The sequence below is a fragment of the Variovorax dokdonensis genome, from assembly GCF_030316895.1.
Classification (GTDB): domain Bacteria; phylum Pseudomonadota; class Gammaproteobacteria; order Burkholderiales; family Burkholderiaceae_C; genus Variovorax; species Variovorax dokdonensis.
Map to the genome: position 1 here is coordinate 51,988 of NZ_JASZYV010000005.1, position 25,641 is coordinate 77,628.

The window sequence follows — 25,641 nt, forward strand, 5'->3', positions numbered from 1 at the left end:
ATGGCAGGCACCATTCATGTGGACGTGGTCAGCGCGGAGGAGTCGATCTTCTCCGGCGAGGCCAAGTTCGTCGCGCTGCCGGGTGAAGCCGGCGAGCTCGGCATCTATCCCCGCCACACTCCGCTGATCACCCGCATCCGCCCCGGTGCCGTGCGCATCGAGAGGACCGACGGCAGCGAGGAGTTCGTCTTCGTGGCAGGCGGCATCCTCGAGGTGCAGCCCGACACCGTCACCGTCCTGTCCGACACCGCCATCCGCGGCAAGGATCTGGACGAGGAAAAGGCGAAGCAGGCCAAGGCAGCGGCGGAAGAGGCGTTGCGCAATGCCAAGAGCGACATTGACATCGCGATGGCGCAATCCGAACTGGCCGTGATGGCTGCACAGATTGCCGCACTGCGCAAGTTCCGTCCCAAGAGGTAAGGCAGATGCGGCCCCACGGGCCGCCAGCCGCAAAGAGCAAGCCGCCCCTGGGCGGCTTTTTCTTTGTGCGCCCGCCTTGCGCGTGACGCTAGGCCGATCGAACTATTGGCTTGGCGCCTTGTGGTCAGTACAAAGAGCGCACCGTCACACGGTCATCCTTGGAGAGCCCGGCCATGTCTCAACGAGAAGCTGCCGCCTTTCGTCTCGCCGCGCTGGCGATGCTTTGCCTAGGCGCTTGGCACACAGCGTCCGCCATGGACTACCCGCCGCGAAAACCGGGCCTTTGGGAGATGAGCATCGAAGGCGCTCGCGGCAGGGAGCATGTCGTTCAGCAATGCATCGACGCCCGGACGGACGCGATGCTGCGCGAAATGGGCGAGCAGCGCGGCGATGCCAAATGCACGAAGAAGGATGTTCGCAAGGAAGGCGCCAAGATCGTGATCGACTCGGTCTGCCAGATGGGCAAGACGACGGCCACCAGCCATGCCGAGATCAGCGGGGACTTCGGCACCGACTATCGGATGGAGACGCAGACCACCTACAGCCCCCCCTTGCGTGGCCGCGCCGAAGGCAAGGCCGTGATTCACGCCAAGTGGTCGGGCCCTTGCAAGGCCGACCAGAAGCCGGGCGACATGATCATGCCCGGCGGCATGAAGATCAACGTCCAGGACATGCAGGCCGGCCGGATGCCTGGCGCGCCAGGCATGCCGCGCCAGTAGCCTGCATCCGCGCGCGGCGCCGCGCCGGCCCGCAGGGGACCGGCTACTTGCCGCCCCAGTGCACGAAGCGCCGCTCGGCCATCAGGAACACCAGGTTCATCACATAGCCCAGCAGGCCCGCCGCAAAGATCGACGCGTACATGTCCGGCATGTCGAAGATCGTCTGGGCATTCATGATGCGCTGTCCCAGGCCATCGGTGGAGCCGATGAACATCTCGGCAACGATCACGATCACCAGTGCAATGGACACACCCGACCGCATCCCGACGAAGACCTGCGGCATCGACTCCAGCAGCGTCACGTCCGTCAGCACGCGCCAACGGGGGGCGCCCATCACCCGCGCCGCCAGTTGCCGTTGCTTGCGGGCGCTCATCACGCCGTAGGCCACGTTGAACAGGATCGCCAGGGCGGCGCCGAATGCGGCCACCGCGATCTTGGTGCGCTCGCCCACACCGAACAGCACGAGGAAGAGCGGGAACATCGCCGACGCTGGCGTCGACCGGAAGAAGTCGATCGCGAACTCGATGCCCTCGTAGATCTTCTCGTTGGCCCCGAGGATGACGCCCAAGGGCACGGCCACCGCCAGCGCAATGAGGAACGAGAGCACCGTGCGAACGATGGTCTTTTCGAAGTCGCCCCAGAGCGAACCACTGGCCAGGCCGTTCCAGAACGCCTGCAGCGCCTCCAGGGGGGATGGCAGCAGCACGGGGTCGATCGCCTTGGTCGCGTGCACACCGGCCCACAGGGCCACCAGCGCCGCCATGCCCCACAACGGCCGCAAACGGGCAGACAGATTGGTCTTCATCGCCGCACCTCGCGTTGAAAGATCTCCAGCGCCTCGGACTTCAACTCGATGAACTCCGGCGTGACCGTGGTCGCCGCGGTGCGCGGGCGCGGAGCGTCGAAGCGAAGGTTGTCGGCCACCCGCGTCGGCCGCTTGGTCAGCAGCAGCACGTGGTCGGCCAGCAACACGGCTTCGTCGAGGTCGTGCGACACCAGCAGCGTGGTCACGCCGCGCTCGACCAGCACCTTCTGCAAACGATCGCGAAGGAACATCACCATCTCGTAATCCAGCGCGGAAAAGGGCTCGTCCAGAAAGAGCACCTCGGGCTCCACCACCAGCGCCCGCATGATGGAGACCAGTTGCTGCTGGCCGCCGGACATCTGGTAGGGATAGCGCGACAGGTCGAGCTTGACGTCGAAGGCCTCCATCAGGCGATCCATGCGCGCCTCGCGCTCGCCTTTGTCCAGGCCCAGGTACTGCAGCGGATAGCGGATGTTGTCGATCGCCTTCATCCACGGGAAGACCGCCTCCCGGTAGTTCTGGAACACGTAGCCGATGCGCGTTTCGCGCGCCGTCTTGCCCTCGAACAGGATCTCGCCGCTGTCGAAGGGCAGGATGCCCGCGATCATGTTGATCAGCGTGCTCTTGCCGCAGCCGTTCGGACCGAAGACCGAAGTGACCTTGCCGTGCGGGATGTCCAGGTCGAAGTTGTCGTAGACCTGGGCATCGCCGAAGCGCTTGGAAAGCCCGCGGATCGTGATGTGCGTGCCTGGCGCAAACCAGCGCTGCACGCCATCGGTGGCGCCGCCAGCCTTGCCGGCAACCCGACCGCCGCCGCTGGCCTGAGAAGAATCGGAAGCCATGTGTCGCATCACATTGCCTTGACCACCGACTTGCCGTCGATCTGTTCCTTGATCACGCCCAGCTCCGTGCCGATGTCCAGGAACTTCTGGAAATCGGCCACGTCGGCCGCCGACAGCTCGCTCACCGGCACGATGCGCGGCAGCGGCACGGTGGCGGCCAGCTCGGGCGGCACCTTCATGCCCTGCACCAGGTAGCCGCGGGTGCTCGAATCGGTCTGGGCGGCCTTGACGCCACGGGCCCAGACGGCCGCGAAGCGCTTGGCCACGTCGGGCCGCTCGGCGATGAACTTGTCCGACAGGACCGCGCCGGCCGCAAATGCCGACGCGTCCTTGCGGCCCAAGAGGTAGGTGGCGATCACGCCGGTTTCCACGCGGCGGCCGATGTTTTGCGCGACCATGATCGTGGCGGCGGGCTCCAGCGTGTAGCCGCCGTCGAAGTTGCCAGACTGCAGGGCGCCGAGGTGCACGCCGATCTGCTGCTCCTGGATGGTGAAGTCCTTGTTCTCGACCAGGCCCACCTTCCTGAGCACCGCACGCGCCGCGCCGATGTTGGCCGGGCCGGGCGCGGAGAACAGCTTGAAGCCGCCCTTGAAGTCCTTCAGCGACTTGGCCGGGCTGCTGGCCTTGACCACGAATTGCTCGATCACGTGCTGGCTGTTCTGCCCGTTGAGCGAGATGTACTTGAGCGTGCCGCGACGGCGCGCTTCCATGTTGGCGCCTTCCAGCGTCACCAGGTTGGCGGCGCCGTCGATGCTGCCGGCCACGATCGCCTGCACCGTCAGTGGGTGGCTGGTCATCGGCACCTCTTCCACTTCGAGTCCGGCTTCCTTGAACCAGCCGCGGTTCTGGGCGATGTAGAAGGGCAGGGCGGCACTCGACGGGAACACGCCGAACTTGATCTTGTCCGCCGCATGGGCCGCGGCGAAGGGCAATGCCAGCGCCAGGGCAGCGGTGGCGCGGATGGCAAGGCGAAGGAAGTCAGTGCGTCGCATGGTCGGGGGCTCCGGGTTTCAGTTTCAGTGGGGGATAGCGGTCGGGATCGAAGAAAGACTCGCCCGCGCGGTAGATGCGAGAAGGGCCGAGGTCGGGCGCCATGCCGATTTCCTGCGAGCCCTCGAAGGTCAACTCGAGCTGAACGCCGCTGGGGTCGTAGACGAACAGTTGCCAGAGGCTGGTGCCCGGCACGACGAACTCGCGCCAGTCCAGTCCGGCGTCGCGAAAGCGTGCCAAGTAGGCCTGGTAGCCGGTGCATGACAGCGAGACGTGGTCGATGGCAGCGCTGCCCGTGGGCACCGAGGCAGCGCCACCCAGAGCGGGCCCGCCGGCATAGACGTGGATGATCGCCTGCCCTCCGGGCTGCCCGCAGGCGAGCCAGGCACCGGGATAGCCGAAGTCGGGCCGGGCCACTTCACGCAGGCCGATCACGCCGCACCAGAAGGCGCGCGTGCGGTCCAGGTCGGCGGTTTTGATGGCCAGATGGAACAGGCCGTGAATGATGGCGTTGTCCATGTCGACTCAGGTGGCTTGCGCAACGTCGTCGCCCAGCGCGACCTCGCGGAACAGGCTCGAGAGCTCGGCCAGGAATGGCGGCTGGGTCTTCCAATGCGTTCCGGCCACGGGGTCACCGCCTTCGAGCATCGTGTCCGTCGCGCGCACCGACAGGTCCATCACGAAGCGCATCCGCGCTTCGCGAGCCTTGCCGATGCGGCCGAGCCATTGGCGCACGTCGCGCGAGCCGGCCTCGACCGCCCGCTCGATGATCAGCGCGGCAGCGCACGCGTCTTCCATCGCCTGTGTCGCGCCCTGACCCAGCGTCGGGGCCATGCCATGCGCGCTGTCGCCCACATAGAGCACGTCGACATCCGGCTCTGCGTAGCGGATGGGCGACTCCTGCATGCGGGCCCAATGGGCATCGTCCAGATTCGCGCACAAGGCGTCGAGCAGCCATTGCACCTGCGCGCTCGGCGCTTGATGCGCAGGCTGGTAGGTGGCGCGCATCACCGACTCCGTCTTCCATTCGTCGCGAAGCGGCGCGCCGGGTTCGACCGGGTAGGTGGCTGCGATATACACATGGCCGGGCGGCACGCGAAAGGCCAGCAGGCGATGGCAGCCGTTGAACCACTGGCCATAGTCGTCGATCAGGCCGGCGCTGGTGTCGGGCACCAGCACGCGCAGGATCGCCACGCCGATGTGCCGGGCTTCGGGAGCGCCAGAGAACATCTGCCGCACTTTCGAATACCGGCCGTCGGCGCCCACCAGCAGGTCGATGCCGTCGATTTCCTTGGACTGCCCGCCCTGCGTGTAGCGCACGAGGGATCGGCCTTCGCCCGTTGCGCTGCGCGCGACCGACTCGAGCGTGCAGCCGTAGTGGATCGTCTTGCCCGCACCTTCGCGCAGCACGCGGTAAAGCTCCGACCAGCGGATGCGGATGCCGGGGTTATCGGCCACCTGCGCGAGTGGCAAAGCCATCAGCGGCGTGCCGTCGGTCAGGGCGATGTCCCAGCGCGTCCACGGCAGGCTGGCGCGTTCGACATCGTCGGCCAGTTGCGGGTCCACGTGGCGCAAGGCCTTGAGGGCGTTGGGGCCGACGTTCAGGCCGGTTCCGGCCTCGGAATGGTCGTCCGGACCCACCTTCTCCAGGCAATGCAGTTCCACATCCGGCAGCAGGGCCAGTCTCCTGGCCAGGATGGCGCCGGCCACACCGGCGCCGACGATCACGATCTTCATACGGCAGCTTCCTCGATCAGTTCAGGCCAGCGCCAGACCGGTGCGGCCTCGCGCTCCCATTGAGCACCCAGCCCAAGCAGCAGGGCATCGCTGCCGCGCGGGCCGACGACCTGCATGCCGATCGGCAGGCCGTCGTCGCCAGGACGGCAGGGCAAGGCCAAGGCCGGCAGCCCGGCGCCATTGGCAAAGGCGGTAAAGACGGCGTGGCCGCGCCCATCCACGGCCTGGCCGTCGATGCGCTCGGGGTGGCTGCGTTCTGCCGACCAGGGCATGGCCGCGCAGGCGGGCGAAAGGACCAGGTCATGTGTGGAGAAGACTTGCGCCATCGCCTCCGTCAGCGCGCGTTGAACGCCTTGCGCTCGATGCAGATCGACAGCGCTCAGGCTGCGGCCGGCGGCCAACAGATGCGCCAACGCCGCGCCGAGTCCCGCGTCCGCGCCGGGCGGCAGCGTTGCCATCACGGCGGCCAGTCCCGCGCCGGAGATCACCGGCCAGGCCCGCGTGTTGAACTGCTCGACTTCGACCGGCGCCGGCTGTGCGACCACCACGTGGCCCAGATCGCGCAACTGCTCTGCCGCCTCGTCGACACGGTCTCGGATGACCGGGTCCACCGGGCTCGTGCCGATGCTGCGCCAATAGGCGATGCGAAGCGGGGCCGAGGGCAACGGCGTGGGGAGCAAGGAACCGGACATTTCTGGTGCGATCACCAGCAGGATGCGGGCCAGGTCGGCGATGTTGCGGGCGATCGGCCCGATCTCCTCCAGGCCGGGCAGCAGGGCTGGCAGTCCGTCGGCCCGAGGCACCACCCCGCGACCAGGCTTGAAGCCGAACAGGCCGGTGTAGGCACAGGGGCGTCGGATCGAACCGCCGCCGTCGGTGGCCAATGCCAAGGGCCCGATGCCGGACGCCACCGCTGCCACCGCGCCGCCGCTGGAGCCACCGGGCGTCAGCGCCCGGTTCCATGGATTGCGGGTGGGGCCGAACAGGGCGTTGTCGGTGTAGCCCTGCAGGGTGAACTCAGGGACGTTGGTCTTGCCCAGCAGCACGGCACCTGCATTGCGCAGGCGTGCGACCGGCTGTTCGTCATGCGTCGGCCAGTGGTCCGAGAAGGCCCGGCTTCCCCATCTGCAGGGCAGGCCGTGTTGCGCGATGTTGTCCTTGACCGAGACCGGCACGCCGTCCAGCGCGGACAGCGGTGTGCCCCGGCGCCAGCGCGCTTCGCTGGCCCGCGCCTGCGCATCGGCGGCGGCATCGTCCTGCGCGATCAGCACCGCGCCGAGCAGCGAGCCGCACTGCTGCTGGCGCGAGCGCACGCTGAGCAGCACCTCTACCGGCGACAGATCGCCACGCGCATAGGCCTGCACCAATGCGTCGGCGTTCATCTGCCAGAGCGGGAATTCAGTCGACGACATGTGCAATCACCGCGACCAAACCTCCGCCGTCGGGGCCCTGATGCTCCGCGCCGCCGGAGACGAAGATCTGCGTCTCGCCCAACACACCGGCAACCAAGCCGCCCACCGCACCGCGGATGTGGCGCTGGGCGTTGATGTCGGTGTCGTCCAGCATCGTGTGCCGCATCCCGCGCACCAGTCCGCGCCGGTCCGGCTCGCACTTGACGAACACGGCCGCCACACGCGCGGCATCCGGCGGCGCCAGTTGCGGTGACGCCAGCAGTCCGATCTCGCGAACGGCCTCGGTCACGCCGGCGATGTCCAGTGCGTCCTGCATCGGCGCGCAGCCCATGCGCAGCGGGCCCTGCCAGCGCTCGCTGTGGCCGAGCACGATCGCTTCGATGGCGTCCACCTCCACGCCCGAGGAGATGCTCGCCCGAAACGATCCCAGGCTGAAGTCTTCGAGCATTGCACCTTCAAGCCTCGGGTCGTCGGGCATTTCGCCCAGCGCCACTGCCGTCCCGAATGCGCCTGCCGCACGGGCATACGCCATCGAGCGACCCGGATCGGCCGTGCGCACGGTCTGTCCGATCGCGGCCGCCTGTTGGGCACGCGCCGAGGTCACGCAAGGGCACTTCAACTGCACGAAGCGCACGTCTTCCGGCCGCTCGATGCCCGCCTGATCCATCGCCGCGCGCACAGCGGCCGCAGCAGACCGGACATGCGCCCAGCGGCCGATGTCATGCGCCGGCAAGGGCGCGCTGATGGCGGTGCCGATCGCCAGCGCACCACCGGAGCCCGAAGCGGGCTCGCTCGTGCGGGCGAAGACCACGTAGTGCGGGCTCAGCACGCCTTCCGTGCCGCCGGAAAGTACGCACGGCACCTGGCGCAGCAGCGCTTCGGCAGGCTTGCCCGTGTGCCGCGCCAGCAGCGCCATCAGCGACTGCGTGAAGTAGCCGCGGGTGAAGTCGTTCACGCCCCCGTTGCCTTCGGTCTTGCCGATCACTGCCACGATGTCGTTGGCGGCCATTTCGCCGGCGTCCAGCAAGGCGGCGAGCGCCGACAGATCGCCGGGATGCGCCATGGTCAGGCGACGAACCACCAGGCGCTCGCGCAGGTTGTCGGATTTGAGAGAAGGAGAGGAATGCATGATGCGCTGCAACAATTCCAGGTCAGTATGGAATGCATCTGCGCACACTTCCAGCGCAATGTTTCGCTCGCAGCGAGCACAAAATGTGTGCAGTAAGCCGGCGCGTGAGGTCCGGCTGCACCGAGCCGGGCGGCGATCAGGGCGTCAGGTCGGCAAGCCGGTTGACCAGCGCTTCCTGGAAAGCGAGCGCGGCGATCGGCAACATGCGGCCTTCCCGGCTGCCCAGCACCAGCACGCTGCCGGCCAAGCCGCGATCCGACAGCGGAACCGAAACCAGTTCGCCCTGGCGATGCTCGCGCAGCGTGCCGATCTGGAACTGGAAGCTGATGGCGCCGGTCTGGCGGGTGAACTCCTTGAGCGTCTGGACCGAACTGGCTTCCAGCACCACGTCCAGTTGAAGCCGCGAGCGCACCATCAACGCGTCGAGCAGCCGACGGCTGCCGAAGGAGTGATCGCCCAGCGCCACCGGATGGCCTTCGCAATCGGCCAGGCGCAGGCTTGCGCGGTCGGCCAGTGGATGGTCCGGGCGCAACATGGCGCACAACGGCTGGTCGATCGCGCTGATCACGCGCAGGCTTTCCGAGGGCTGCGGATCGTGCACCAGCACCAGGTCCACGTCATCGGACAGCAGCAACTGCACCAGCCGCGCGGTGACGCCCGACACCACCTGAAAGCGAACTCCCGGATGCGCGCCCTGGTACTGGCTGATCACGTCGGGCATCAGGTCGCCCGATACCGACTCCGCGCAGCCGATCCGCACCACGCCGCGCACCATGCCGCGCAGTTGCTCGATCTGCGAAGCGGCCAGCCGCAGATCGCCCAGCGTGCGGCGGACCGTCGCGAGCAGCACCTCACCGGCGGCCGTCAGGCGCACGCCCCGGGGCAGCCGTTCGAAAAGGGGAGTGCCGATCTCGTCCTCGATCTCGAGAATCTTTCGGTTCAGCGCCGTCGACGCGACATGCAGGTTCTCGGCCGCCTTGCGGATCGACCCGGCGCGCGCGACTGCATCGAGGTAGACGAAATGGCGTGGCGGATGAAGCATGGACGCCGTCATTTTGCCCGCCCGGCCCGCTGCAGCCGTAGGCAGCGGCGCACACGCGGTTGCGCCATCGGGCCAGCGCGCCGGACGCCTGCAGCGCCTACGATGTGGCTCGCATGATGTCGGCAGCCCCACAAGACTTGGCCGGTCGCACCGACGACCTCGTGATCGCGCGGCCCGAGGGTCTGTATTGCCCTGCCGGCGACTTCTTCATCGACCCCTGGCGGCCGGTGGACCGCGCCGTCATCACCCATGGGCATTCCGACCACGCTCGGGTCGGGCACGGCCACTATCTGGCCCACCAGGACAGCGCCGGCACCCTGCGCGCCCGACTGGGGGCCGACATCCCGTTGCAGACCTTGCCGTATGGCGAAGCCATCGAGCATCGCGGGGTGCGCATCTCGCTTCATCCCGCCGGCCATGTGCTGGGCTCGGCCCAGGTCCGCCTCGAGCACGGCGGTCAGGTCTGGGTGGCCTCGGGCGACTACAAGACCCAGGCCGACGGCACCTGCACGCCCTTCGAGCCGGTGCGCTGCGATTGCTTCATCACCGAATCCACCTTCGGCCTGCCCATCTACCGCTGGCCCACGCAGGCGCAGTTGTTCGCCCAGATCGATGCGTGGTGGCGCCGCAATGCCGAGGAAGGCCGCGCCAGCGTCCTCTTCTGCTATGCCTTCGGGAAGGCGCAGCGCATCCTGCATGGCGTGGATGCGGGTATCGGCCCGATCGTGGTGCATGGTGCGATCGAGCCTCTGAACGCGGTCTATCGCGCTGCCGGCGTGGCGCTGCCACCCACCGCGCGCGTGACCGATCCCGGCATCGATGCGCAGGCCCTGCGCCGAGCCTTGGTGCTGGCGCCGCCGTCAGCCCAGGGCACGCCTTGGCTGCGCCGTTTCGGCAGCGGCCATTCGGACGCTTTCGCCAGCGGCTGGATGCTGCTGCGTGGCACGCGCCGACGTCGCGGCGTGGACCGAGGCTTTGTCATGAGCGACCATGCGGATTGGCCCGGCCTGCAGCAAGCCGTTGCCGCCACGGGTGCCGAGCGCGTGCGCGTCACCCACGGCAGTGTGGCGGTGCTGGTGCGCTGGCTGCGCGAAGTGGGCTTGGACGCGCAGGCCTTCCGCACCGAGTACGGGCAGGAGGAGGACGGCGCCGAGGCGGTCGCTGCTGCCCCCGCAGGCGAGGCGGACACCACGGAAGCCTCGGCAAGCGAATGAAGGACTTTGCCGCCCTGTACCGCGATCTCGACGCCAGCACCTCCAACCTGGCCAAGCAAGCCGCATTGCGGCGCTACTTCAACGAGGCGCCGCCGCGCGACGCCGCCTGGGCCGTCTACTTCCTGGCCGGCGGCAAGCCGCGTCAACTCGTGCCCGCCAAGCTGCTGCGCCTGCTGGCACAGGAAGCCGCCGAACTGCCCGAATGGCTCTTCGAAGAAAGCTACCAGGCCGTGGGCGATCTGGCCGAGACCATCGCGCTGCTGCTGCCCGAGCCTGACCAGTCGCACGATCAGGGCCTGGCCGATTGGGTGGAGCAGCACCTGCTGCCGCTGCGCGGCGCGCCGCCGCAGGAATTGACCGAGCGGCTGCGTGCCCAGTGGCGCCAGCTTGCGCCGGAAGAGCGGCTGGTCTATTTCAAGCTCATCACCGGCGCCTTCCGCGTGGGGGTATCGAAGCTGGCCGTCACGCAGGCGCTGGCGGCGGTCGGCGGCGTGCCAGCCACGCAAGTGGCGCAACGGCTCATGGGCTACACGCACCCGGGCGCACGGCCTGATGCCTCGGCCTATGCGGCACTCGTGGCGCCGCACGATCCGCAGGCACCCGCGGCGGCGCAGGGTGGGCAACCCTATCCCTTCTTCCTGGCGCAGCCCTTGGCCTTGCCCGTCGAACAGTTCGATGCCGATCTGGGCCCACCCGGCCGATGGCTGGTCGAATGGAAGTGGGATGGCATCCGCGCCCAACTGGTACGGCGTGCGGACCAAAGCTGGCTCTGGTCGCGCGGCGAGGAATTGATCACCGAGCGCTTTCCGGAGATCGCCACGCTGGGCGAGGCGCTGCCCGACGGGACGGTGCTCGACGGCGAGATCGTGGTCTGGAGGGACGACCAGGTCCAGCCTTTCGCGCAACTGCAAAAGCGCATCGGCCGCAAGACGCTGGGCCCGCGCATGCTGCGCGACACCCCCGCCGCGCTCGTCGCCTACGACCTGCTGGAATGGCAGGGGCAGGACCAGCGCGAGCAGCCGCTTTCGCAACGGCGAGCCATGCTCGACACGCTGGTGGAGCGCCTGCAGCATCCCTCGCTCATCACCAGCCCCTTGCTCGACGAGCCGGCGTGGTCCGAACTGGCTCGTCTGCGCGACGAGGCCCGCGCACGTGGCGTCGAAGGCTTGATGCTCAAGGAGCGGGCCTCGCGCTACGGCGTCGGCCGCACCCGCGACGCGGGCCTGTGGTGGAAGTGGAAGATCGACCCGATGAGCGTGGACGCAGTCCTGATCTATGCGCAGCGCGGCCACGGCCGCCGCGCCAGCCTCTACAGCGACTACACCTTCGCCGTCTGGAATGCACCGCCCGAAGATCCGGCCCGGCAACTGGTGCCCTTCGCCAAGGCCTACTCCGGCCTGTCGGATGCCGAGATGGCCCAGGTCGATGCGCGCATCCGTCGCAGCACGATCGAGAGCTTCGGGCCGGTGCGCAGCGTCGCACCGACGATGGTCTTCGAGCTTGGCTTCGAGGGCATCTCGCGCAGCGGCCGTCACAAGAGCGGCATCGCGGTGCGCTTTCCGCGCATGCTGCGCTGGCGCCAGGACAAGCCGGTGGAAGAAGCCGACACGTTGCAGACGCTGGCCGCGCTGCTGCCGCCCGGGTCATGACGAGTGCGCGTGGTCTGCAATCGTGGTTCGCCGCGCGCGGCTGGAAGCCCTTCGACTTCCAGCGCCGCGTGTGGCAGGCCATCGCCGACGGCCGCTCCGGCATGCTGCATGCCACCACCGGCGCCGGCAAGACGTATGCGGTGTGGATGGGCGCGCTGCTGGCCCTGGCGGGCCGAACGCCATCGACGCGGCGCAAGGATGCGGCCGCGCCGCTCACGGTGCTGTGGATCACGCCGATGCGGGCGCTGGCCTCCGACACGCTGCGCGCCTTGCAGGAGCCGCTGGCAGAGCTGGCGCCGCAATGGACCGCCGCCTCGCGCAGCGGCGACACCAGCTCCGGCGAACGAAGCGCGCAGGACCGGCGCCTGCCCAGCGCGCTCGTCACCACGCCCGAAAGCCTCTCGCTGCTGCTGGCGCGTGCCGACGCGCGCGACCGGCTGGGCCGCGTGCAACTGGTGGTGGTGGACGAGTGGCACGAGCTCATGGGCAACAAGCGCGGCGTGCAGGTGCAGCTGGCGCTTGCCCGACTGAGGCAATGGCAGCCGGCGTTGATGACCTGGGGCATGTCGGCCACGCTGGGCAATCTGAACGATGCGATGCGCACATTGCTCGGCCATGCCGATGGCGTGCTGGTGCAGGGCGAGACGCCCAAGACATTGCTGATCGACACGCTGCTGCCGCCGCGCGCGGAACGATTCCCATGGGGCGGCCACCTGGGCCTGACCATGCTGGCGCAGGTGGTGGGCGAGATCGAGTCGAGCGGCAGCACGCTGGTGTTCACCAACACGCGATCGCAGGCCGAGATCTGGTATGCCGCGTTGATCGAGGCGCGGCCGGATTGGGCCGGACTGGTGGCGCTACACCATGGTTCGCTGGACCGGTCGGTGCGCGACTGGGTGGAGCTGGCGCTGAAGGAGGGGCGCGTCAAGGCGGTGGTCTGCACATCCAGCCTGGACCTGGGCGTGGACTTCCTGCCGGTGGAGCGCGTGCTGCAGATCGGCTCTGCCAAGGGCGTGGCGCGCCTGCTGCAGCGCGCCGGCCGCTCCGGCCATGCGCCAGGGCGCCCTTCGCGCATCACGCTGGTGCCCACCCACAGCTTGGAGATCGCGGAGGGCGCTGCAGCGCGCACGGCCATCGCCGCCGGCCACATCGAGGCACGAGAAAGCCCGACCCAGCCGCTGGACGTGCTGGTGCAGCACCTCGTCACCGTGGCGCTGGGCGGTGGCTTCGAGCCGGAAGCGCTCTACCAGGAGGTGCGCAGCACGGCAGCCTATGCAGATCTGTCGCGCCAGGCGTGGCAGTGGTGCCTGGACTTCGTTCGACAGGGCGGCCCTTCGCTGGCCGCCTATCCCGACTACCACCGCGTGGTGCCGGACGAGCACGGCATCTGGCGCGTGCCGGATGCGCGACTGGCGCGGCGTCATCGGGCCAACATCGGCACGATCGTGAGCGACGCGAGCATCTCGGTGCAGTACCTCTCGGGTGGGCGCATCGGCAGCGTGGAAGAAAGCTTCGTCGCCAGGCTCAAGCCGGGCGACTGCTTTCTCTTCGGTGGCCGGCTTCTGGAGCTGGTGCGCATTCACGACATGACCGCGTTGGTGCGGCGCGCGCAAGGCAAGCGGCCAGCCGTGCCGCGCTGGGGCGGCGGCCGCATGGCGCTCACCAGCACGCTCGGCGATGCCATGCTCGAGCAGTTGGCGCTCGCCGCGCAGGGGTGCTGGGAGTCGCCGGAAATGCAGAGCCTGCGTCCGTTGCTCGAACTGCAGCAGAAGTGGTCGGCGCTGCCCACGACGCAGCGTCTGCTGGCCGAAACCCTGCGCACGCGCGAAGGCTGGCACCTGTTCGTCTATCCCTTCGCGGGCCGGCCGGTGCACCTGGGGCTGGCCAACCTGCTGGCATGGCGCATGGCGCAGCACGCGCCGAACACCTTTTCGCTCGCGTTCAACGACTACGGCTTCGAACTGCTTTGCGCGCAAGAGGTCGATTGGGCCGTGCTGCTGCCGCGTGCGCTGGATCCCGAGCCGCCCGGTGCGCATCAGAGCGAGGAACAGGCGCTGCTGGGCGAAGTTTTGGCCAGCCTCAATGCCAGCGAACTCACGCGCCGCCGCTTTCGCGAGATCGCGCGGGTATCGGGCCTGATCTTCCAGTCCTACCCCGGAGAACGGCGCAGCAGCCGCCAGCTGCAAGCCTCGTCCTCGCTGTTCTACGAAGTCTTTCGCAAGTACGACGCGGGCAATCTGCTGCTGGACCAGGCACAAGGCGAACTGCTGGCGCAGGAACTCGAAGTGGGCCGCCTGGCGCAAAGCCTGCGGCGCATGCGCGGCATGCAGCTGAACCTGGTGACCCTGGAGCGGCCCACGCCTTTTTCGTTTCCGCTGATGGTCGAGCTGTTTCGCGAGCAGCTGTCCAACGAGCGGCTGGCCGACCGCATCGCGCGCATGGTGGCGCAGCTCGAACGCGATGCCGGAGGCGCATCCCAAGCCATGGACGCAGGTGCGGTCAAGGCCACGCTGGCCTTCGGCGCCGATGCGGCAAACTCGAATCGATGACGACCCACTTCGTGCAAGGCGGCGATCCGCAACACAACGCTGTCAGCACCGCATTCGAAACCGATTGGGGCGGTGAGCGCGTTCACCTGCTGCCCGAGCGCGCCTTGTGGTGGCCGCGCGGCGGCGTGCTGTTCGTGGCCGATCTGCATCTGGGCAAGGCGGCGAGCTTTCGCGCGCTGGGCCAGCCGGTGCCCGGCGGCACCACCGCCATCAACCTGGCGCGACTGAGCGAGCTCGTCGCCCGCCATGGCGCGACGCAAATGGTGTTCCTTGGCGACTTTCTGCATGCGGCCGCGGCGCGCACGCCGTCGCTTTTGGCGGCGCTGGCCGAGTGGCGCGAGCGCCATGCGCAGCTGACCTGCACACTGGTGCGGGGGAACCACGACAGCCATGCCGGCGACCCGCCCTCCGACTTGAACGTCGCCATCGTCGACGAACCCTGGCTGCTCGGCCCCTTTGCTTGCTGCCACCATCCGCAGACGCATGCCACGCACTTCGTGCTGGCCGGGCATCTTCATCCGGCGTGCAGCCTGCATGGGCGGGGGAGGGACAGCCTGCGCATGCCGTGCTTCCTGCAGGAAGGCGGGCAAGCCGTGCTGCCCGCGTTCGGCGAGTTCACGGGCGGGCTGCATGTGCCTGCCGCGCCGGGGCGCCGCCGCTATGCGGTGGGCGCGGATGCGGTCTGGGCCCTGCCTTCGGTCGCTGGCTGAACCGGCGTCAGATCAGCACCGGCGCGTCCGGCAATTGATTGGCGTCCGCATCGTCCGGCGACAGCGGAAAGTGCGCCACCAGCAGCGCCGACACTTCGGACAGCGCCTGCGTCAGCCCGTCTTCGAAGCGCCCCTCGCGAAAGGCGCTGCCCATGCGCTGTGTCATCGCGGCCCACTCCTCGGCGCTCACCCGGTTGGCGATGCCGCGATCGGCCACGATCTCGATCGCATGCTCGGCCAGCAGGAGGTAGATGAGCACGCCGTTGTTGTCCTCGGTGTCCCAGACGCGCAGCTTGCCGAACATGGAGATGGCCCGCTCGCGCGCGGCGGCGCCGCGCCACAGGTAGGAAGACGGAAGACCGGCTTCGACGCAGATTCGGATCTCGCCGCTGTGCCGCCGTTCGCTTGCGCCGACTCTGTCTTCCAGCCGCTTGAGCATGTCGTCCGGGAGGACGCGGCGCACGTCGCCGACGTCGGTCCATCGATGGCGCCAAACCCGGCCGAGCTTGGCCATGAAGCCTTGAGGCTGCTGTTGCACCATCACCAGTCTCCCGAGGCGCCACCGCCACCGAAATCGCCGCCGCCGCCGGAGCTGAAGCCGCCGCCACCACCGCCGCCTCCGAAGCCGCCCCCGCCGAAGCCGCCGCCAAATCCGCCGTTGTAGGGACCGCCGCGATGGATGCGTCCGCGGCCCAGGCTTGGCACGGCGGTGAAGGCGCTCGAGATCAATGTGAACACCAGCGCCACCACGCCCGCCGCCACCGCCAGCAGCAGGCCGGTGCCGATCACCCAGGCGATCGCGCCGGTTCCCAGGCCGGTGGCCAACGCGCCCAGTTTGTTGCCCAGGGCCAGGCGCAACATGCGCCCCACCACGAGAACACCGAAGAAAAGGAAGATGGCCAGCTGGCCCCAGTCGAAGCCGGTGTCGCCACCGCCGGACTCGTCCCAGCGTTGCACCGGCGGCAGGGCCTCGCCACGAATCAGGGCCGAAAGTTGATCGACTGCCGCGTCCAGCCCGCCGGCGAAGTCGTTGGCCCGGAAGCGGGGCTTCATCGCATCGTCGATGATGCGCGCGGCCATCAGGTCGGGAATGGCGCCCTCGAGCGTCTTGGCCACCTCGATGCGCATGCGCCGGTCGTTCTTGGCGACGATGACGATCACGCCGTCGCCGACATCCTTGCGCCCGATCTTCCAGGTGTTGGCGATGCGGTTGGCGTAGCTGGCGATGTCTTCGGGCGCGGTGGTCGGCACCATCAGCACGACGACCTGAGATCCCTTGTCGGCCTCCAGCGCGGCGAGCTTGGCTTCGAGGCGCTGCTGCTCATCCGCGCTCAGCGTGCCGGTCTGGTCGATCACGCGCGATTGCAGCGGCGGTACCGGCAACAGCTGCTGCGCGAACGCCGCCGGCACCCACAACAGCCACGACAGCAAGAGGCCCAGCACGCCGGTCGCCATGGCGCGCGCGGCGCTGGTCATTTGCACCGCCTACTTCTTGGGCGCGCCGAAGTCCACGGTCGGCGGCTTGGAGATCTCGGCCTCGTTCTGCACGGTGAAGTTGGGCTTGGGGTCGTAGCTGAACACCATGGCCGTCAGATTGGTGGGGAAGCTGCGGGCGAGCACGTTGTACTCCTGCACCGTCTGGATGTAGCGGTTGCGCGCGACGGTGATGCGGTTCTCGGTGCCTTCGAGCGTGACGCGCAGGTCACGGAAGGCCTGATTCGCCTGCAGTTCCGGATAGCGCTCCGACACCGCCATCAGGCGCGACAGCGCGCCCGACAGTTCGCCCTGCGCCTGCTGGAAGCGATTGAACGCCTCGGGGTTGTTGATCGTCTCGGGCGTCACCTGGATCGAGGTGGCCTTGGCGCGCGCCTCGACCACGCGGGTGAGCGTCTCTTGCTCGAAGTTCGCCTGGCCCTTGACGGTGGCGACGATGTTGGGCACCAGGTCGGCGCGACGCTGGTACTGGTTGAGCACCTCGCTCCAGGCGGACTTGGTGGCTTCGTCCAGGCGTTGGAAGTCGTTGTAGCCGCAGCCTGTCAGGGTGAGGGCGGACAGGCCCAGTGCGATTGTCATCAGCCAGCGCTTCAACCATGCCATCTTGCGTGCTCCCGTTGCATTGATGTGCGCGAAGGTAGCATAGAACCCATGTCTGTCGACCCCCTTCAGGCGCTGCAGGCGGCGCATCGTCCAGTCGCTGCGCGTGGGCATTCGCCCGCCGCTGCCGCAGGCACGCTGCTGATCGCCGGCGCCACGGGCGCCCTGGGCAACGAGCTCGTGCGCCGCATGGCCGGGCGCCACCGCTTTGGCCACACGGTCGTGCTGGCGCGCGAGCCTTTGAAGGACGGGCTTGCCGGCGTAGAGACGATGGTGGTGCCGCCCGGGTTCGATGGAACGGCCTGGCCGCCCGCGAAGGCGGACGTGGCCATCGTCTGCTTCGATCCGCCGCGGCTCTATCACGACCGCGAGCGTGCGCTGTGGACGCCGTCGCCCCTGCAATTGCCTTCGCTGGCGCACTGGTTGAAGTCGGCTGGCGTCCACACACTGGCGGTGGTGCAGCCGCACGACCAGGGCCGCCTGCCGGAGGCGCTCAAGCGCGGCTTGGCCGACTTGGACGAGCAGGCCGTGGCCGCGCTGGGATTCGATCGCCTGCTGCTGGTGCGCACCGCGCGCAAGCCCGGCCCGCCAAGGCTGGCCAGTGCGCCCCAGCGCCTGGCCAACTGGATGATCTCCACCGCCCGCTACATGGTGCCTTCCAGCGAGCAGCCGGTGCGCGCGGCGGTGGTTGCGCGGTTCGTCGACACCGCTTTGCGCCTCGCCCCGACCGGCACCCACGTGGCGGCGCCCGAATGCGTCTGGCAGGCGGCGCAGGGCGCTCGGCTGGAGCAGGTGGTGCGAGACTGGCTCGCTGTGCCGCACCCCGACGGCGCAGCGCACGGCACCGTCTGAAGGCGCGGCAGAATCGGGGCATGGTCAAGTCGCGACAACGCGCGGTACTCGGCGGCACGGCCGACGAGGTCGAAGCCGCTTTCTACGAGGCATTGCAGCAGGGCGATATCGATGCGCTCATGGCCTGCTGGGCGGATGACGACGAGGTGTTCTGCGTGCACCCGGGTGGCCCACGGCTCGTGGGCACGGCCGCCATCCGCGCGGCCTTCGAGCAGATGTTCGGCAATGGGGCCATCCTGGCGACGCCGGGCAAGGTGCGCAAGGTCGAGACCCTGAGCAGCGCGGTGCACAACGTGCTCGAACGCATCGAGGTCCTGACGGCCGAGGGCCCGCGTCATGCCTTCGTGCTGGCCACCAACATCTATCACCAGACCAGCCAGGGCTGGCGCATGGTGGCGCACCATGCCAGTCCCGGCGTCTCGCACGAGCCGGTGGAGGCGCACGACCCGCCGCAGATGCTCCACTGACCGGGTGTGGTGACTGGAATGAGCGATTTCGCCTTTGTTTCCCCGCGCTGGCTGCCCGGTGGCAACCTGCAGACCATCTGGGCGGCGATGGTTTCGGGCCGGCCGCCGAAGGGGGCGCCGATGGCGTTCCGGCGCGAGCGATGGACCACGCCCGACGGGGACTTCATCGACGTCGACTTCCGCGACGCGCCCGCGCCGCTGCCTTCGAGGCCGCTGCTGGTGCTCTTTCATGGGCTGGAGGGCTCGTCCCAGAGCCACTACGCCCGAGCGTTCGCCGATTTCGCGCAATCGCGCGGCATGGACTACGCCGTGCCGCACTTTCGTGGCTGCAGCGGCGAGCTCAACCTGGCGCCGCGCGCCTACCACTCTGGCGACTACGAAGAGATCGGCTGGATCCTGGCCCGGCTGAAGGCGCGCCACACGGCAGCGGGTGGCGGCGCCGTCATTGCGGCTGGTGTCTCGCTTGGCGGCAATGCGCTGCTGCGTTGGGCCGAGGAAGCCGGCCGCAGCGCAGGCGAAACGGTGTCGGCGGTGGCCTCGGTATGCGCACCGCTCGATCTGGCGGCGGGCGGCATGGCCATCGGGCGCGGCTTCAACCGGCTGGCGTACACGCGCATGTTCCTGAACACGATGAAGCCCAAGGCGCTGGCCAAGCTGCAGCAGCATCCGGGCCTGTTCGATCGCGATGCGCTGCTGGCCGCACGTGACCTCTACGCCTTCGACAACATCTTCACCGCACCTCTGCACGGCTTTCGCGATACCGACGACTATTGGACGCGCGGATCGGCCAAGCCACATCTCGATGCCATTCGCATTCCGGCCCTGGTCCTCAATGCGCGCAACGACCCCTTCGTGCCGGCGCGCAGCCTGCCCAGGCAGGAAGACGTGGGGCCGAACGTGACGCTGTGGCAGCCCGAGCACGGCGGCCATGTTGGGTTCGCATCGGGCTCGCTGCCCGGCGACGTGAGCCAAATGCCCCAAGCCGTGGGCGGCTGGCTGCACAGCAGGATCTGAGGCCCGCCGACCCGCCGCTGACGGGTTCCGGCGCAGTTCTCCTGCATCGCCGCGTGCGATCGGCGGCGCACAATGCGCGCATGGATGACATCGTCAAGCAGGCCTTGGCCAAGTGGCCCAACGTGCCTCATTGCTACGGTTGGCTCGGCCTGGACGCGCGCGGCCAATGGTATTTGCGTGATGCGCAGGCCCAGGCCGAAGGCGCGTTTGCGCAATCCCGGGGAGCGCGGCTCGAACACGAGAAGCTCATCGAGTTCATCGGCCGCAACTACGAGCACGACGAAGCGGGCCAGTGGTTCTTCCAGAACGGGCCGCAGCGCGTGTACGTGGAGCTGGAACTCACGCCGTGGGTCTGCAGGATCGCCGACGATGGCCGTGTCACGACGCACACGGGGTCGCAAGTCGACCCCACGGCTTGCCTCACGGACGAAGAAGGGCGCGTCTACCTCGTTTCAGAGCTGGGCTTGGGGCTGGTGCACAGCCTGGACGTGGCGGCGGCTGCCGATCAGATCGAGGCGGGACGCTGGACGCCGGAAGAAGTGAAGGCGGCGGATCTGCCGGCGCGCTTCGGTTTCGTGGTCAGTCCGTCGGCGGCGCACGCATGAAAAAGGCCGGCATTGCCGGCCTTTTTCATGAACCTGCGGACGCTTACTGCTTGGCAGGCGCGTCGGCTGCAGCTTCAGAAGTCTTGGCTGCCGCAGGACGGTCCGGAACCGGGAAGTTCGCGCCGCCAGCATTGGCCAGGTAAACGACCGCGCGGCCGATCTCCACGTCTTCGAAATCGCCGCCGCCCTGGGCAGGCATGGCGCCCTTGCCCTTGAGCGCATGCTCGAGCAGGGTGTCGTAGCCCTGGCCGATGCGAGGCGCCCAGGCGCTCTTGTCGTTCAGATGGGGGGCACCGGGAATGCCGGGGGCGCCGTGGCACGTCACGCACTGGGCCTTGAAGACGGCGTCGCCCGTGGCCAGGGGCCGGTTGGCGTCGCGCACTTCGACCGAACCGACGCGCTGCAGACGAGCTGCGATTTCCTTGTCGCGTGCGTCCTGCGTCACGCCGTACAGGCCCATGCCTTCGCCAGTGGCGGCGCCCGATGGCTTGTAACCGGAAACCACGTAGGACACGAGGCCCACGATGATCAGGATCGGCGCCACGAACGAAAAGAACACAGCCAGCAGAAGCTGCTTGGGGCTCTTGATGGGGCCGGTGTGGGCTTCTTCGGAGTGCGCGGCGTCGCTCATGGAGTCCTCAAATGTCGTGGGGCTGCAAAAAAGGGACCTTCAAATCAACCGGGGATTATAGAAGAGCCCTTTGCCCACCCGTTCGCGTGGTGTCCGCCCGTGAGGGGCAGACACCACAGGGCAGGGATGCCCCTCTGTTCAAGTGCGCCTCAGGTGTTCAACGGCTGGCCCATCCGCCGCCCAGCGCCTTGTAGAGCAGGACCTGGCTCTGGAGCTGGTCCAGGCGCGTCTGGGTGGCCGCGAGCTGCGCAGTGAAAAGCGAGCGCTGCGCGTCCTGCAGGTCCAGCGCGTTTTCGACGCCGTTGCGATAGCGGAGCACCGACAGGTCGAAGCGCTTCTGCTCGGCATTGGCCGTCGCGCGCAGGGCGCGAAGCTGCTCGCCCAGCGTGGCGCGCGCAGCCAGCGCATCGGCCACTTCGCGGAAGGCCGACTGCACGGACTTCTCGTATTGCGCGACCGCGATGTCCCTGTTGGCCCATGCCGTGTCGAGCCGGGCCTGGTTGGCGCCGGCGTCGAAGATCGGCATCACCAGCGAAGGCGCGAAGGACCATGCCTTGGAGCCGCTTTCGAACAGGCCCGACAACTCGCCGCTCGCCGTGCCGAGGTAAGCGGTGAGCGAGATGCGCGGGAAGAAGTTGGCGCGTGCCGCGCCGATGTTGGCGTTGGCCGCGAGCAGTTGCTGCTCGGCCGAGCGCACGTCGGGGCGATTGGCCAGCAGGTCCGACGGCAGGCCGGCCGGCACGTCGGGCATCGGCGCCGTCGCGTCGAGCCCGCGCGCACCGCCCTTGATGGCGCTTTCCGGCACGGGGGCGCCAAGCAGCAGGGCGAGCGCGTTTTCATCCTGCATGCGCAGGCGCTGCGCCTGCGCGAAGGAAGCCCTGGCGCTTTCAGTCAGCGACTCGGACAGCCGAAGGTCGACCTCCGAGATCACGCCGTTGTCGAAGCGCATCTTCATCAGCTTCAGACCTTCTTCGCGGGTGGCGAGGGTCTGGCGCGTGATGTCGAGGATTTCTTCGTCGGCAATGATCTTCAGCCAGCCGTTGGCGACCGAAGCGATCAGGCTGGTCTGCACCGTCTTGCGTGCCTCTTCGGTGGCCAGGTACTGGGCCAGCGCGGCGTCCTTGAGGCTCTGGATCCGGCCGAAGAAATCGAGCTCCCAGGCGGAGATGCCGACGTTGACGTAGTCGCTCTCGTAGACGCCGCCCACCAGCGGCGCCGGGCGTGCGCGCTGTCCGCCGGCGCTCAGGCCCAGGTTGGGCAACTGCGCCGAGCGGGTGATGCGGAACTGGGCCTGCGCGACCTCGATGTTCTTGATCGCCACGCGCAGGTCGCGGTTGTTCTCCAGCGCGACGTTGATGAGGCCGGCCAGGCGCGGGTCGGTGAAGAAGTCCTGCCAGGCGACGTCGACCGCGGCCGCGCCGGTGGGCGCGGGCGTTGGCGTGACATCCACCACCGGCGTGTCCGGAAAGGTGGCGGGGACCGGTGCGGCGGGCCGCTCGTAGGTCGGTGCCATCGAGCAGCCGGCCAGCACCAGCGCGGCGGCGAGCGCGGCAGAGCTTGCCGCCCGGCGCGAGGGAAGGGAAAGGTACTTGTCAGCCATGAGATTCCTCGATGCCCGCCGCTTCGGCGTGGCGCCGGTCAGCCTCGTGCTGGCGCGCGCTGCCCTTGAACAGCGAACGCACGACCACGAAGAACACCGGCACGAAAAACACCGCCAAGGCCGTGCCGGTCATCATGCCGCCCAGCACACCGGTGCCGATGGCGCGCTGGCTGGCGGAGCCGGCGCCGCTGGCCAGGAACAGCGGCAGCACGCCCAGTCCGAATGCCAGCGAGGTCATGACGATGGGGCGGAAGCGCAAGTGCGCGGCGGCCAGTGCGGATTCGACGACGCCGCGCCCCTGTGCCTGCAGGTCCTTGGCGAACTCGATGATCAGAATCGCGTTCTTCGCGGACAGGCCGATGATGGTGATCAGGCCCACCTGGAAGTACACGTCGTTGGAATAGGCGCGAAGGAAGGTGGCGAGCAGCACGCCGAGCACCCCCAGCGGCACCACCAGAATCACCGCCAGCGGGATCGACCAGCTCTCGTACAGCGCAGCCAGGCACAGGAACACCGCCAGGATGGCAAAGCCGTACAGGATGAGCGCCTGCGAGCCGGCGAGCTTTTCCTCGCGCGACTGGCCCGTCCATTCGTAGCCGAAGCCTGCCGGCAACTGGGCCGCCAGCTTTTCCATCTCGGCCATCGCATCGCCGGTGCTGTAGCCGGGCGCGGCACTGCCCGAGATGCGCATCGACGGATAGCCGTTGTAGCGCACGGTCTGCATCGGTCCCGTCACCCAGCGCGTGGTCGCGAAGGCCGACAGCGGCACCGGCTTGCCTTGCGCGTTGGTGGCGTTGATCTGCAGCAGGTCGTCCGGCTGCATGCGCGCCGGCGCATCGGCCTGCACGACCACGCGCTGAAGACGGCTGCGGTTGGGGAAGTCGTTGACGTAGGTCGAACCCAGCGACGTCGACAGCGCCGAGTTGATCGCATCGAAGCTCACGCCCAGTGCGCTGGCCTTGTCGCGGTCGATGTCGATCTGAAGCTGCGGCGCATCTTCCAGGCCGTCCGGCCGCACCTGCGTCAGCACCGGGCTCTTGCTCGCCATGCCCAGCAACTGGTTGCGGGCGTTGACCAGGGCCTGGTGGCCTTGGCCGGCGCGGTCCTGAAGGCGGAAGGTGACGCCCGAGGACACACCCAGTTCAGGAATCGGCGGCGGGCTGAGCGGATAGATGAACGCATCGCGGATGCCCATCAGCGCGCCGAAGGAGCGCTTGGCCAGCGCATCGGCGGAATGCTCCGCGCCTTCCCGCTCGTCCCAGTCCTTGAGCGTGACGAATCCGATGGCTGCGTTCTGGCCCTGGCCCGAGAAGCTGAAGCCCAGCACCGAAACCATGCTCTCCACCTCGGGTTGCTTGAGGATGAAGCCTTCGACCTGCTGCATGACCGCCAGCGTGCGTTCCTGCGTGGCGCCAGGCGGCAGCTGGACGTTGACCAGCATGTTGCCCTGGTCTTCCTGGGGCAGGAAGGAGGTGGGCAGGCGCGTGTAGAAGACAGCCACGGCGGCGACGATCGCCGCATAGATGATCAGGTAGCGCGCCGCTTTCTTCAGAATGCGGGCCACCACGCTTTCGTAGCCCTTGGCCGTGCGCGAGAAGCCCCGGTTGAACCAGCCGAAGAAGCCGCGCTTCTCGTGATGGTGGCCGGCTTCGACCGGCTTGAGCAGCGTGGCGCACAGCGCCGGCGTGAGCGACAGCGCCATGAAGGCCGAGAAAGCGATCGACGCCACCATCACCGCCGAGAACTGGCGATAGATGTTGCCGGTCGACCCCGCGAAGAAGGCCAGCGGCACGAACACCGAGATCAGCACCACCGTCACGCCCACGATGGCGCCGGAGATCTGCTTCATGGCCTTGCGCGTCGCCTCGAGTGGCGGCAGCCCTTCCTCGCTCATGATGCGCTCGACGTTTTCCACCACCACGATGGCGTCGTCCACCACGATGCCGATCACCAGCACCATGCCGAACATGGTCAGCACGTTGATCGAGAAGCCCAGCGCCAGCAAAGTGGCAAAGGTGCCTAGCAGCGCGATCGGAACGACGATGGTCGGGATGATCGTGTAGCGCCAGTTCTGCAGGAACAGGAACATGACCAGGAACACGAGCACCACGGCCTCGACCAGCGTCTCCACCACCTGCGAGATGGAGATCTTGATGAAGCGCGAGCTGTCGTAGGGAATGGTGGAACTCACGCCCTCGGGGTAGTAGCGCTGCAGCTCGTCGAGCTTCTTGCGAACCGCTTCGGCCGCGGCCAGCGCGTTGCCGCTGGGCGAAAGCTGCACGCCCATGCCGACGGCCGCCTTGCCATTCAGGCGCGCCGAGGTCGCGTAGGCCTGCCCGCCGATCTCGATGCGTGCCACGTCCTTCAACCGCACGGTCGAGCCGTCGGTGTTGGCGCGCAGCACGATGTTGCCGAACTGCTCGGGCGTGCTCAGCTGGCCCTTGACCACCACGGTGGCGGTGATGCCCTGCCCGGAAATGTTGGGCAGATCTCCGATGGAGCCGGACGACACTTGCGCGTTCTGCGCCCGGATCGCCGCGATGACCTCGGCCGACGACAGGCTGTAGCCGTTGAGCTTGGCCGGGTCGATCCAGATGCGCATGGCCGCTTCGGTGCCGAACAGTTGCACCTGGCCGATGCCCGGCAGGCGCTGCAGTTCGGGCTGGATGTTGCGCGCGGCGTAGTCGCCCAGAGCCGTCGGGTCGTAGGCCGGATTGGTCGACGACAGCATCGTGAACAGCAGGAAGTTGGTGCGCGACTTGTCCACGCGCACACCCTGCTGCGTCACCGCCGACGGCAGGCGCGGCGAGGCGCGCGACAGCCGGTTCTGCACGTCCACCTGGGCCAGGTCGGGGTTGGTGCCCGGCTCGAAGCTCAGCGTGATCGTGCCCGTGCCGTCGGCCTGCGCGACGGACTCCATGTACATCAGGCCGGGCGAGCCGTTCATTTCCCGCTCGATCACGGCCAGCACGCTGTCTTCCAGCGTCTGGGCCGAGGCGCCGGGGTACACGGCATTGACGACGATGGCAGGAGGCGCCACCGGTGGATATTGGGCGATCGGCAACTGCGTGATCGCCACGCCGCCGCCCACCAGGATGAACAGCGCGATCACCCAGGCGAAGATCGGACGGTCGATGAAGAACTTGGCCATCAGGCGAGC

Annotated in this window: 24 protein-coding genes; 10 read left to right on the forward strand and 14 right to left on the reverse strand. The window is 68.2% G+C overall.

The window, feature by feature from the left end:
* Positions 1 to 420 (forward strand): F0F1 ATP synthase subunit epsilon, encoded by a 420-nt coding sequence (locus QTH91_RS20590; protein WP_286662019.1) that lies wholly within the window; start codon positions 1 to 3, stop codon positions 418 to 420.
* A 173-nt stretch (positions 421 to 593) separates the two neighbouring features.
* On the forward strand, positions 594 to 1,139 hold the full coding sequence (locus tag QTH91_RS20595) for a DUF3617 domain-containing protein (RefSeq protein ID WP_286662020.1): 546 nt from the start codon (positions 594 to 596) through the stop codon (positions 1,137 to 1,139).
* A gap of 43 nt (positions 1,140 to 1,182) precedes the next feature.
* On the opposite strand, the gene QTH91_RS20600 is transcribed toward QTH91_RS20595, so the two are convergent.
* The 8 genes from QTH91_RS20600 to QTH91_RS20635 form a co-directional block, all read right to left on the reverse strand.
* Positions 1,183 to 1,944 carry an ABC transporter permease gene (locus QTH91_RS20600; protein ID WP_286662021.1) on the reverse strand — a complete coding sequence of 254 codons (762 nt, stop codon included), beginning with the start codon at positions 1,942 to 1,944 and terminating at the stop codon, positions 1,183 to 1,185.
* Positions 1,941 to 2,786: an ABC transporter ATP-binding protein gene (locus tag QTH91_RS20605; RefSeq protein WP_286662022.1), complete on the reverse strand. Its 846-nt coding sequence runs from the start codon at positions 2,784 to 2,786 to the stop codon at positions 1,941 to 1,943. Before QTH91_RS20605 ends, QTH91_RS20600 begins: the two co-directional genes overlap by 4 nt.
* Positions 2,787 to 2,794: 8 nt before the next feature.
* Positions 2,795 to 3,778 carry an ABC transporter substrate-binding protein gene (locus tag QTH91_RS20610; protein WP_286662023.1) on the reverse strand — a complete coding sequence of 328 codons (984 nt, stop codon included), beginning with the start codon at positions 3,776 to 3,778 and terminating at the stop codon, positions 2,795 to 2,797.
* Positions 3,765 to 4,295 (reverse strand): VOC family protein, encoded by a 531-nt coding sequence (locus QTH91_RS20615; protein ID WP_286662024.1) that lies wholly within the window; start codon positions 4,293 to 4,295, stop codon positions 3,765 to 3,767. The genes QTH91_RS20610 and QTH91_RS20615 overlap by 14 nt, the downstream gene beginning before the upstream one ends.
* Positions 4,296 to 4,301: 6 nt before the next feature.
* The gene (locus QTH91_RS20620; RefSeq protein ID WP_286662025.1) at positions 4,302 to 5,513 is read right to left on the reverse strand and encodes an FAD-dependent monooxygenase; all 1,212 of its coding nucleotides are present in this window, start codon (positions 5,511 to 5,513) and stop codon (positions 4,302 to 4,304) included.
* Positions 5,510 to 6,925, reverse strand: a complete 1,416-nt coding sequence (locus tag QTH91_RS20625; protein WP_286662026.1) for an amidase — start codon at positions 6,923 to 6,925, stop codon at positions 5,510 to 5,512. The genes QTH91_RS20620 and QTH91_RS20625 overlap by 4 nt, the downstream gene beginning before the upstream one ends.
* Positions 6,912 to 8,054, reverse strand: coding sequence for a cyanuric acid amidohydrolase (atzD, locus tag QTH91_RS20630; RefSeq protein ID WP_286662027.1), 1,143 nt, complete (start codon positions 8,052 to 8,054; stop codon positions 6,912 to 6,914). The genes QTH91_RS20625 and atzD overlap by 14 nt, the downstream gene beginning before the upstream one ends.
* Positions 8,055 to 8,190: 136 nt before the next feature.
* On the reverse strand, positions 8,191 to 9,096 hold the full coding sequence (locus QTH91_RS20635) for a LysR family transcriptional regulator (protein ID WP_286662028.1): 906 nt from the start codon (positions 9,094 to 9,096) through the stop codon (positions 8,191 to 8,193).
* Between the two features lie 116 nt (positions 9,097 to 9,212).
* Here QTH91_RS20635 and QTH91_RS20640 point away from each other — a divergent pair, with 116 nt between their 5' ends.
* From QTH91_RS20640 to pdeM, 4 genes are read left to right on the forward strand one after another with little or no spacing between them, the layout of a single operon-like run.
* A complete protein-coding gene (locus QTH91_RS20640) occupies positions 9,213 to 10,310 on the forward strand; it encodes a ligase-associated DNA damage response exonuclease (RefSeq protein WP_390368089.1) in 1,098 nt (365 codons plus the stop codon).
* Positions 10,307 to 11,959 (forward strand): ATP-dependent DNA ligase, encoded by a 1,653-nt coding sequence (locus QTH91_RS20645; RefSeq protein WP_286662030.1) that lies wholly within the window; start codon positions 10,307 to 10,309, stop codon positions 11,957 to 11,959. The genes QTH91_RS20640 and QTH91_RS20645 overlap by 4 nt, the downstream gene beginning before the upstream one ends.
* The gene (locus QTH91_RS20650; RefSeq protein ID WP_286662031.1) at positions 11,956 to 14,508 is read left to right on the forward strand and encodes a ligase-associated DNA damage response DEXH box helicase; all 2,553 of its coding nucleotides are present in this window, start codon (positions 11,956 to 11,958) and stop codon (positions 14,506 to 14,508) included. Before QTH91_RS20645 ends, QTH91_RS20650 begins: the two co-directional genes overlap by 4 nt.
* A complete protein-coding gene (pdeM, locus tag QTH91_RS20655; RefSeq protein ID WP_286662032.1) occupies positions 14,505 to 15,218 on the forward strand; it encodes a ligase-associated DNA damage response endonuclease PdeM in 714 nt (237 codons plus the stop codon). Before QTH91_RS20650 ends, pdeM begins: the two co-directional genes overlap by 4 nt.
* 7 nt (positions 15,219 to 15,225) lie before the next feature.
* Here pdeM and QTH91_RS20660 read toward each other — a convergent pair whose 3' ends face one another.
* The 3 genes from QTH91_RS20660 to QTH91_RS20670 are packed head-to-tail and all read right to left on the reverse strand — an operon-like array spanning position 15,226 to position 17,315.
* Positions 15,226 to 15,759, reverse strand: a complete 534-nt coding sequence (locus tag QTH91_RS20660) for a TPM domain-containing protein (RefSeq protein ID WP_286662033.1) — start codon at positions 15,757 to 15,759, stop codon at positions 15,226 to 15,228.
* Entirely contained in the window at positions 15,759 to 16,694 is a 936-nt protein-coding gene (locus QTH91_RS20665; protein WP_286662034.1) for a TPM domain-containing protein, read from the reverse strand. Before QTH91_RS20665 ends, QTH91_RS20660 begins: the two co-directional genes overlap by 1 nt.
* A gap of 9 nt (positions 16,695 to 16,703) precedes the next feature.
* Complete coding sequence (locus QTH91_RS20670) at positions 16,704 to 17,315, reverse strand: LemA family protein (RefSeq protein WP_286662035.1); 612 nt, start codon at positions 17,313 to 17,315, stop codon at positions 16,704 to 16,706.
* A gap of 48 nt (positions 17,316 to 17,363) precedes the next feature.
* On the opposite strand from QTH91_RS20670, the gene QTH91_RS20675 reads away from it, so the two are divergent.
* The 4 genes from QTH91_RS20675 to QTH91_RS20690 all read left to right on the forward strand — a co-directional run bounded on the left by QTH91_RS20675 (position 17,364) and on the right by QTH91_RS20690 (position 20,250).
* Positions 17,364 to 18,164: a hypothetical protein gene (locus QTH91_RS20675; protein ID WP_286662036.1), complete on the forward strand. Its 801-nt coding sequence runs from the start codon at positions 17,364 to 17,366 to the stop codon at positions 18,162 to 18,164.
* A 20-nt stretch (positions 18,165 to 18,184) separates the two neighbouring features.
* Positions 18,185 to 18,631, forward strand: coding sequence for a YybH family protein (locus QTH91_RS20680; RefSeq protein WP_286662037.1), 447 nt, complete (start codon positions 18,185 to 18,187; stop codon positions 18,629 to 18,631).
* Positions 18,632 to 18,649: 18 nt separating this feature from the next.
* On the forward strand, positions 18,650 to 19,645 hold the full coding sequence (locus QTH91_RS20685) for a YheT family hydrolase (RefSeq protein WP_286662038.1): 996 nt from the start codon (positions 18,650 to 18,652) through the stop codon (positions 19,643 to 19,645).
* An 80-nt stretch (positions 19,646 to 19,725) separates the two neighbouring features.
* Positions 19,726 to 20,250, forward strand: a complete 525-nt coding sequence (locus QTH91_RS20690; protein ID WP_286662039.1) for a DUF2946 family protein — start codon at positions 19,726 to 19,728, stop codon at positions 20,248 to 20,250.
* A gap of 43 nt (positions 20,251 to 20,293) precedes the next feature.
* Here the strand turns inward: QTH91_RS20690 and QTH91_RS20695 are convergent, their stop codons facing one another.
* The 3 genes from QTH91_RS20695 to QTH91_RS20705 form a co-directional block, all read right to left on the reverse strand.
* The gene (locus tag QTH91_RS20695; protein WP_286662040.1) at positions 20,294 to 20,881 is read right to left on the reverse strand and encodes a c-type cytochrome; all 588 of its coding nucleotides are present in this window, start codon (positions 20,879 to 20,881) and stop codon (positions 20,294 to 20,296) included.
* 157 nt (positions 20,882 to 21,038) lie between these two features.
* Entirely contained in the window at positions 21,039 to 22,481 is a 1,443-nt protein-coding gene (locus tag QTH91_RS20700) for an efflux transporter outer membrane subunit (RefSeq protein WP_286662041.1), read from the reverse strand.
* Positions 22,474 to 25,632, reverse strand: coding sequence for an efflux RND transporter permease subunit (locus tag QTH91_RS20705; RefSeq protein WP_286662042.1), 3,159 nt, complete (start codon positions 25,630 to 25,632; stop codon positions 22,474 to 22,476). The genes QTH91_RS20700 and QTH91_RS20705 overlap by 8 nt, the downstream gene beginning before the upstream one ends.
* Between the last annotated feature and the right edge of the window lie 9 nt (positions 25,633 to 25,641).

Excerpts from the sequence above, each read along its gene's own strand:
- QTH91_RS20665 (WP_286662034.1), bottom strand. The coding sequence starts at position 16,694 with ATGACCAGCGCCGCGCGCGCCATGGCGACCGGCGTGCTGGGCCTCTTG.
- QTH91_RS20605 (WP_286662022.1), bottom strand. The coding sequence starts at position 2,786 with ATGGCTTCCGATTCTTCTCAGGCCAGCGGCGGCGGTCGGGTTGCCGGC.
- QTH91_RS20695 (WP_286662040.1), bottom strand. The coding sequence starts at position 20,881 with ATGAGCGACGCCGCGCACTCCGAAGAAGCCCACACCGGCCCCATCAAG.
- QTH91_RS20670 (WP_286662035.1), bottom strand. The coding sequence starts at position 17,315 with ATGGCATGGTTGAAGCGCTGGCTGATGACAATCGCACTGGGCCTGTCC.
- QTH91_RS20680 (WP_286662037.1), top strand. The coding sequence starts at position 18,185 with ATGGTCAAGTCGCGACAACGCGCGGTACTCGGCGGCACGGCCGACGAG.
- QTH91_RS20700 (WP_286662041.1), bottom strand. The coding sequence starts at position 22,481 with ATGGCTGACAAGTACCTTTCCCTTCCCTCGCGCCGGGCGGCAAGCTCT.
- QTH91_RS20675 (WP_286662036.1), top strand. The coding sequence starts at position 17,364 with ATGTCTGTCGACCCCCTTCAGGCGCTGCAGGCGGCGCATCGTCCAGTC.
- QTH91_RS20685 (WP_286662038.1), top strand. The coding sequence starts at position 18,650 with ATGAGCGATTTCGCCTTTGTTTCCCCGCGCTGGCTGCCCGGTGGCAAC.
- QTH91_RS20625 (WP_286662026.1), bottom strand. The coding sequence starts at position 6,925 with ATGTCGTCGACTGAATTCCCGCTCTGGCAGATGAACGCCGACGCATTG.
- QTH91_RS20660 (WP_286662033.1), bottom strand. The coding sequence starts at position 15,759 with ATGGTGCAACAGCAGCCTCAAGGCTTCATGGCCAAGCTCGGCCGGGTT.
- pdeM (WP_286662032.1), top strand. The coding sequence starts at position 14,505 with ATGACGACCCACTTCGTGCAAGGCGGCGATCCGCAACACAACGCTGTC.
- QTH91_RS20690 (WP_286662039.1), top strand. The coding sequence starts at position 19,726 with ATGGATGACATCGTCAAGCAGGCCTTGGCCAAGTGGCCCAACGTGCCT.
- QTH91_RS20645 (WP_286662030.1), top strand. The coding sequence starts at position 10,307 with ATGAAGGACTTTGCCGCCCTGTACCGCGATCTCGACGCCAGCACCTCC.
- QTH91_RS20615 (WP_286662024.1), bottom strand. The coding sequence starts at position 4,295 with ATGGACAACGCCATCATTCACGGCCTGTTCCATCTGGCCATCAAAACC.
- QTH91_RS20620 (WP_286662025.1), bottom strand. The coding sequence starts at position 5,513 with ATGAAGATCGTGATCGTCGGCGCCGGTGTGGCCGGCGCCATCCTGGCC.
- QTH91_RS20705 (WP_286662042.1), bottom strand. The coding sequence starts at position 25,632 with ATGGCCAAGTTCTTCATCGACCGTCCGATCTTCGCCTGGGTGATCGCG.
- QTH91_RS20600 (WP_286662021.1), bottom strand. The coding sequence starts at position 1,944 with ATGAAGACCAATCTGTCTGCCCGTTTGCGGCCGTTGTGGGGCATGGCG.
- QTH91_RS20610 (WP_286662023.1), bottom strand. The coding sequence starts at position 3,778 with ATGCGACGCACTGACTTCCTTCGCCTTGCCATCCGCGCCACCGCTGCC.
- atzD (WP_286662027.1), bottom strand. The coding sequence starts at position 8,054 with ATGCATTCCTCTCCTTCTCTCAAATCCGACAACCTGCGCGAGCGCCTG.
- QTH91_RS20640 (WP_390368089.1), top strand. The coding sequence starts at position 9,213 with ATGTCGGCAGCCCCACAAGACTTGGCCGGTCGCACCGACGACCTCGTG.
- QTH91_RS20650 (WP_286662031.1), top strand. The coding sequence starts at position 11,956 with ATGACGAGTGCGCGTGGTCTGCAATCGTGGTTCGCCGCGCGCGGCTGG.
- QTH91_RS20590 (WP_286662019.1), top strand. The coding sequence starts at position 1 with ATGGCAGGCACCATTCATGTGGACGTGGTCAGCGCGGAGGAGTCGATC.
- QTH91_RS20635 (WP_286662028.1), bottom strand. The coding sequence starts at position 9,096 with ATGCTTCATCCGCCACGCCATTTCGTCTACCTCGATGCAGTCGCGCGC.
- QTH91_RS20595 (WP_286662020.1), top strand. The coding sequence starts at position 594 with ATGTCTCAACGAGAAGCTGCCGCCTTTCGTCTCGCCGCGCTGGCGATG.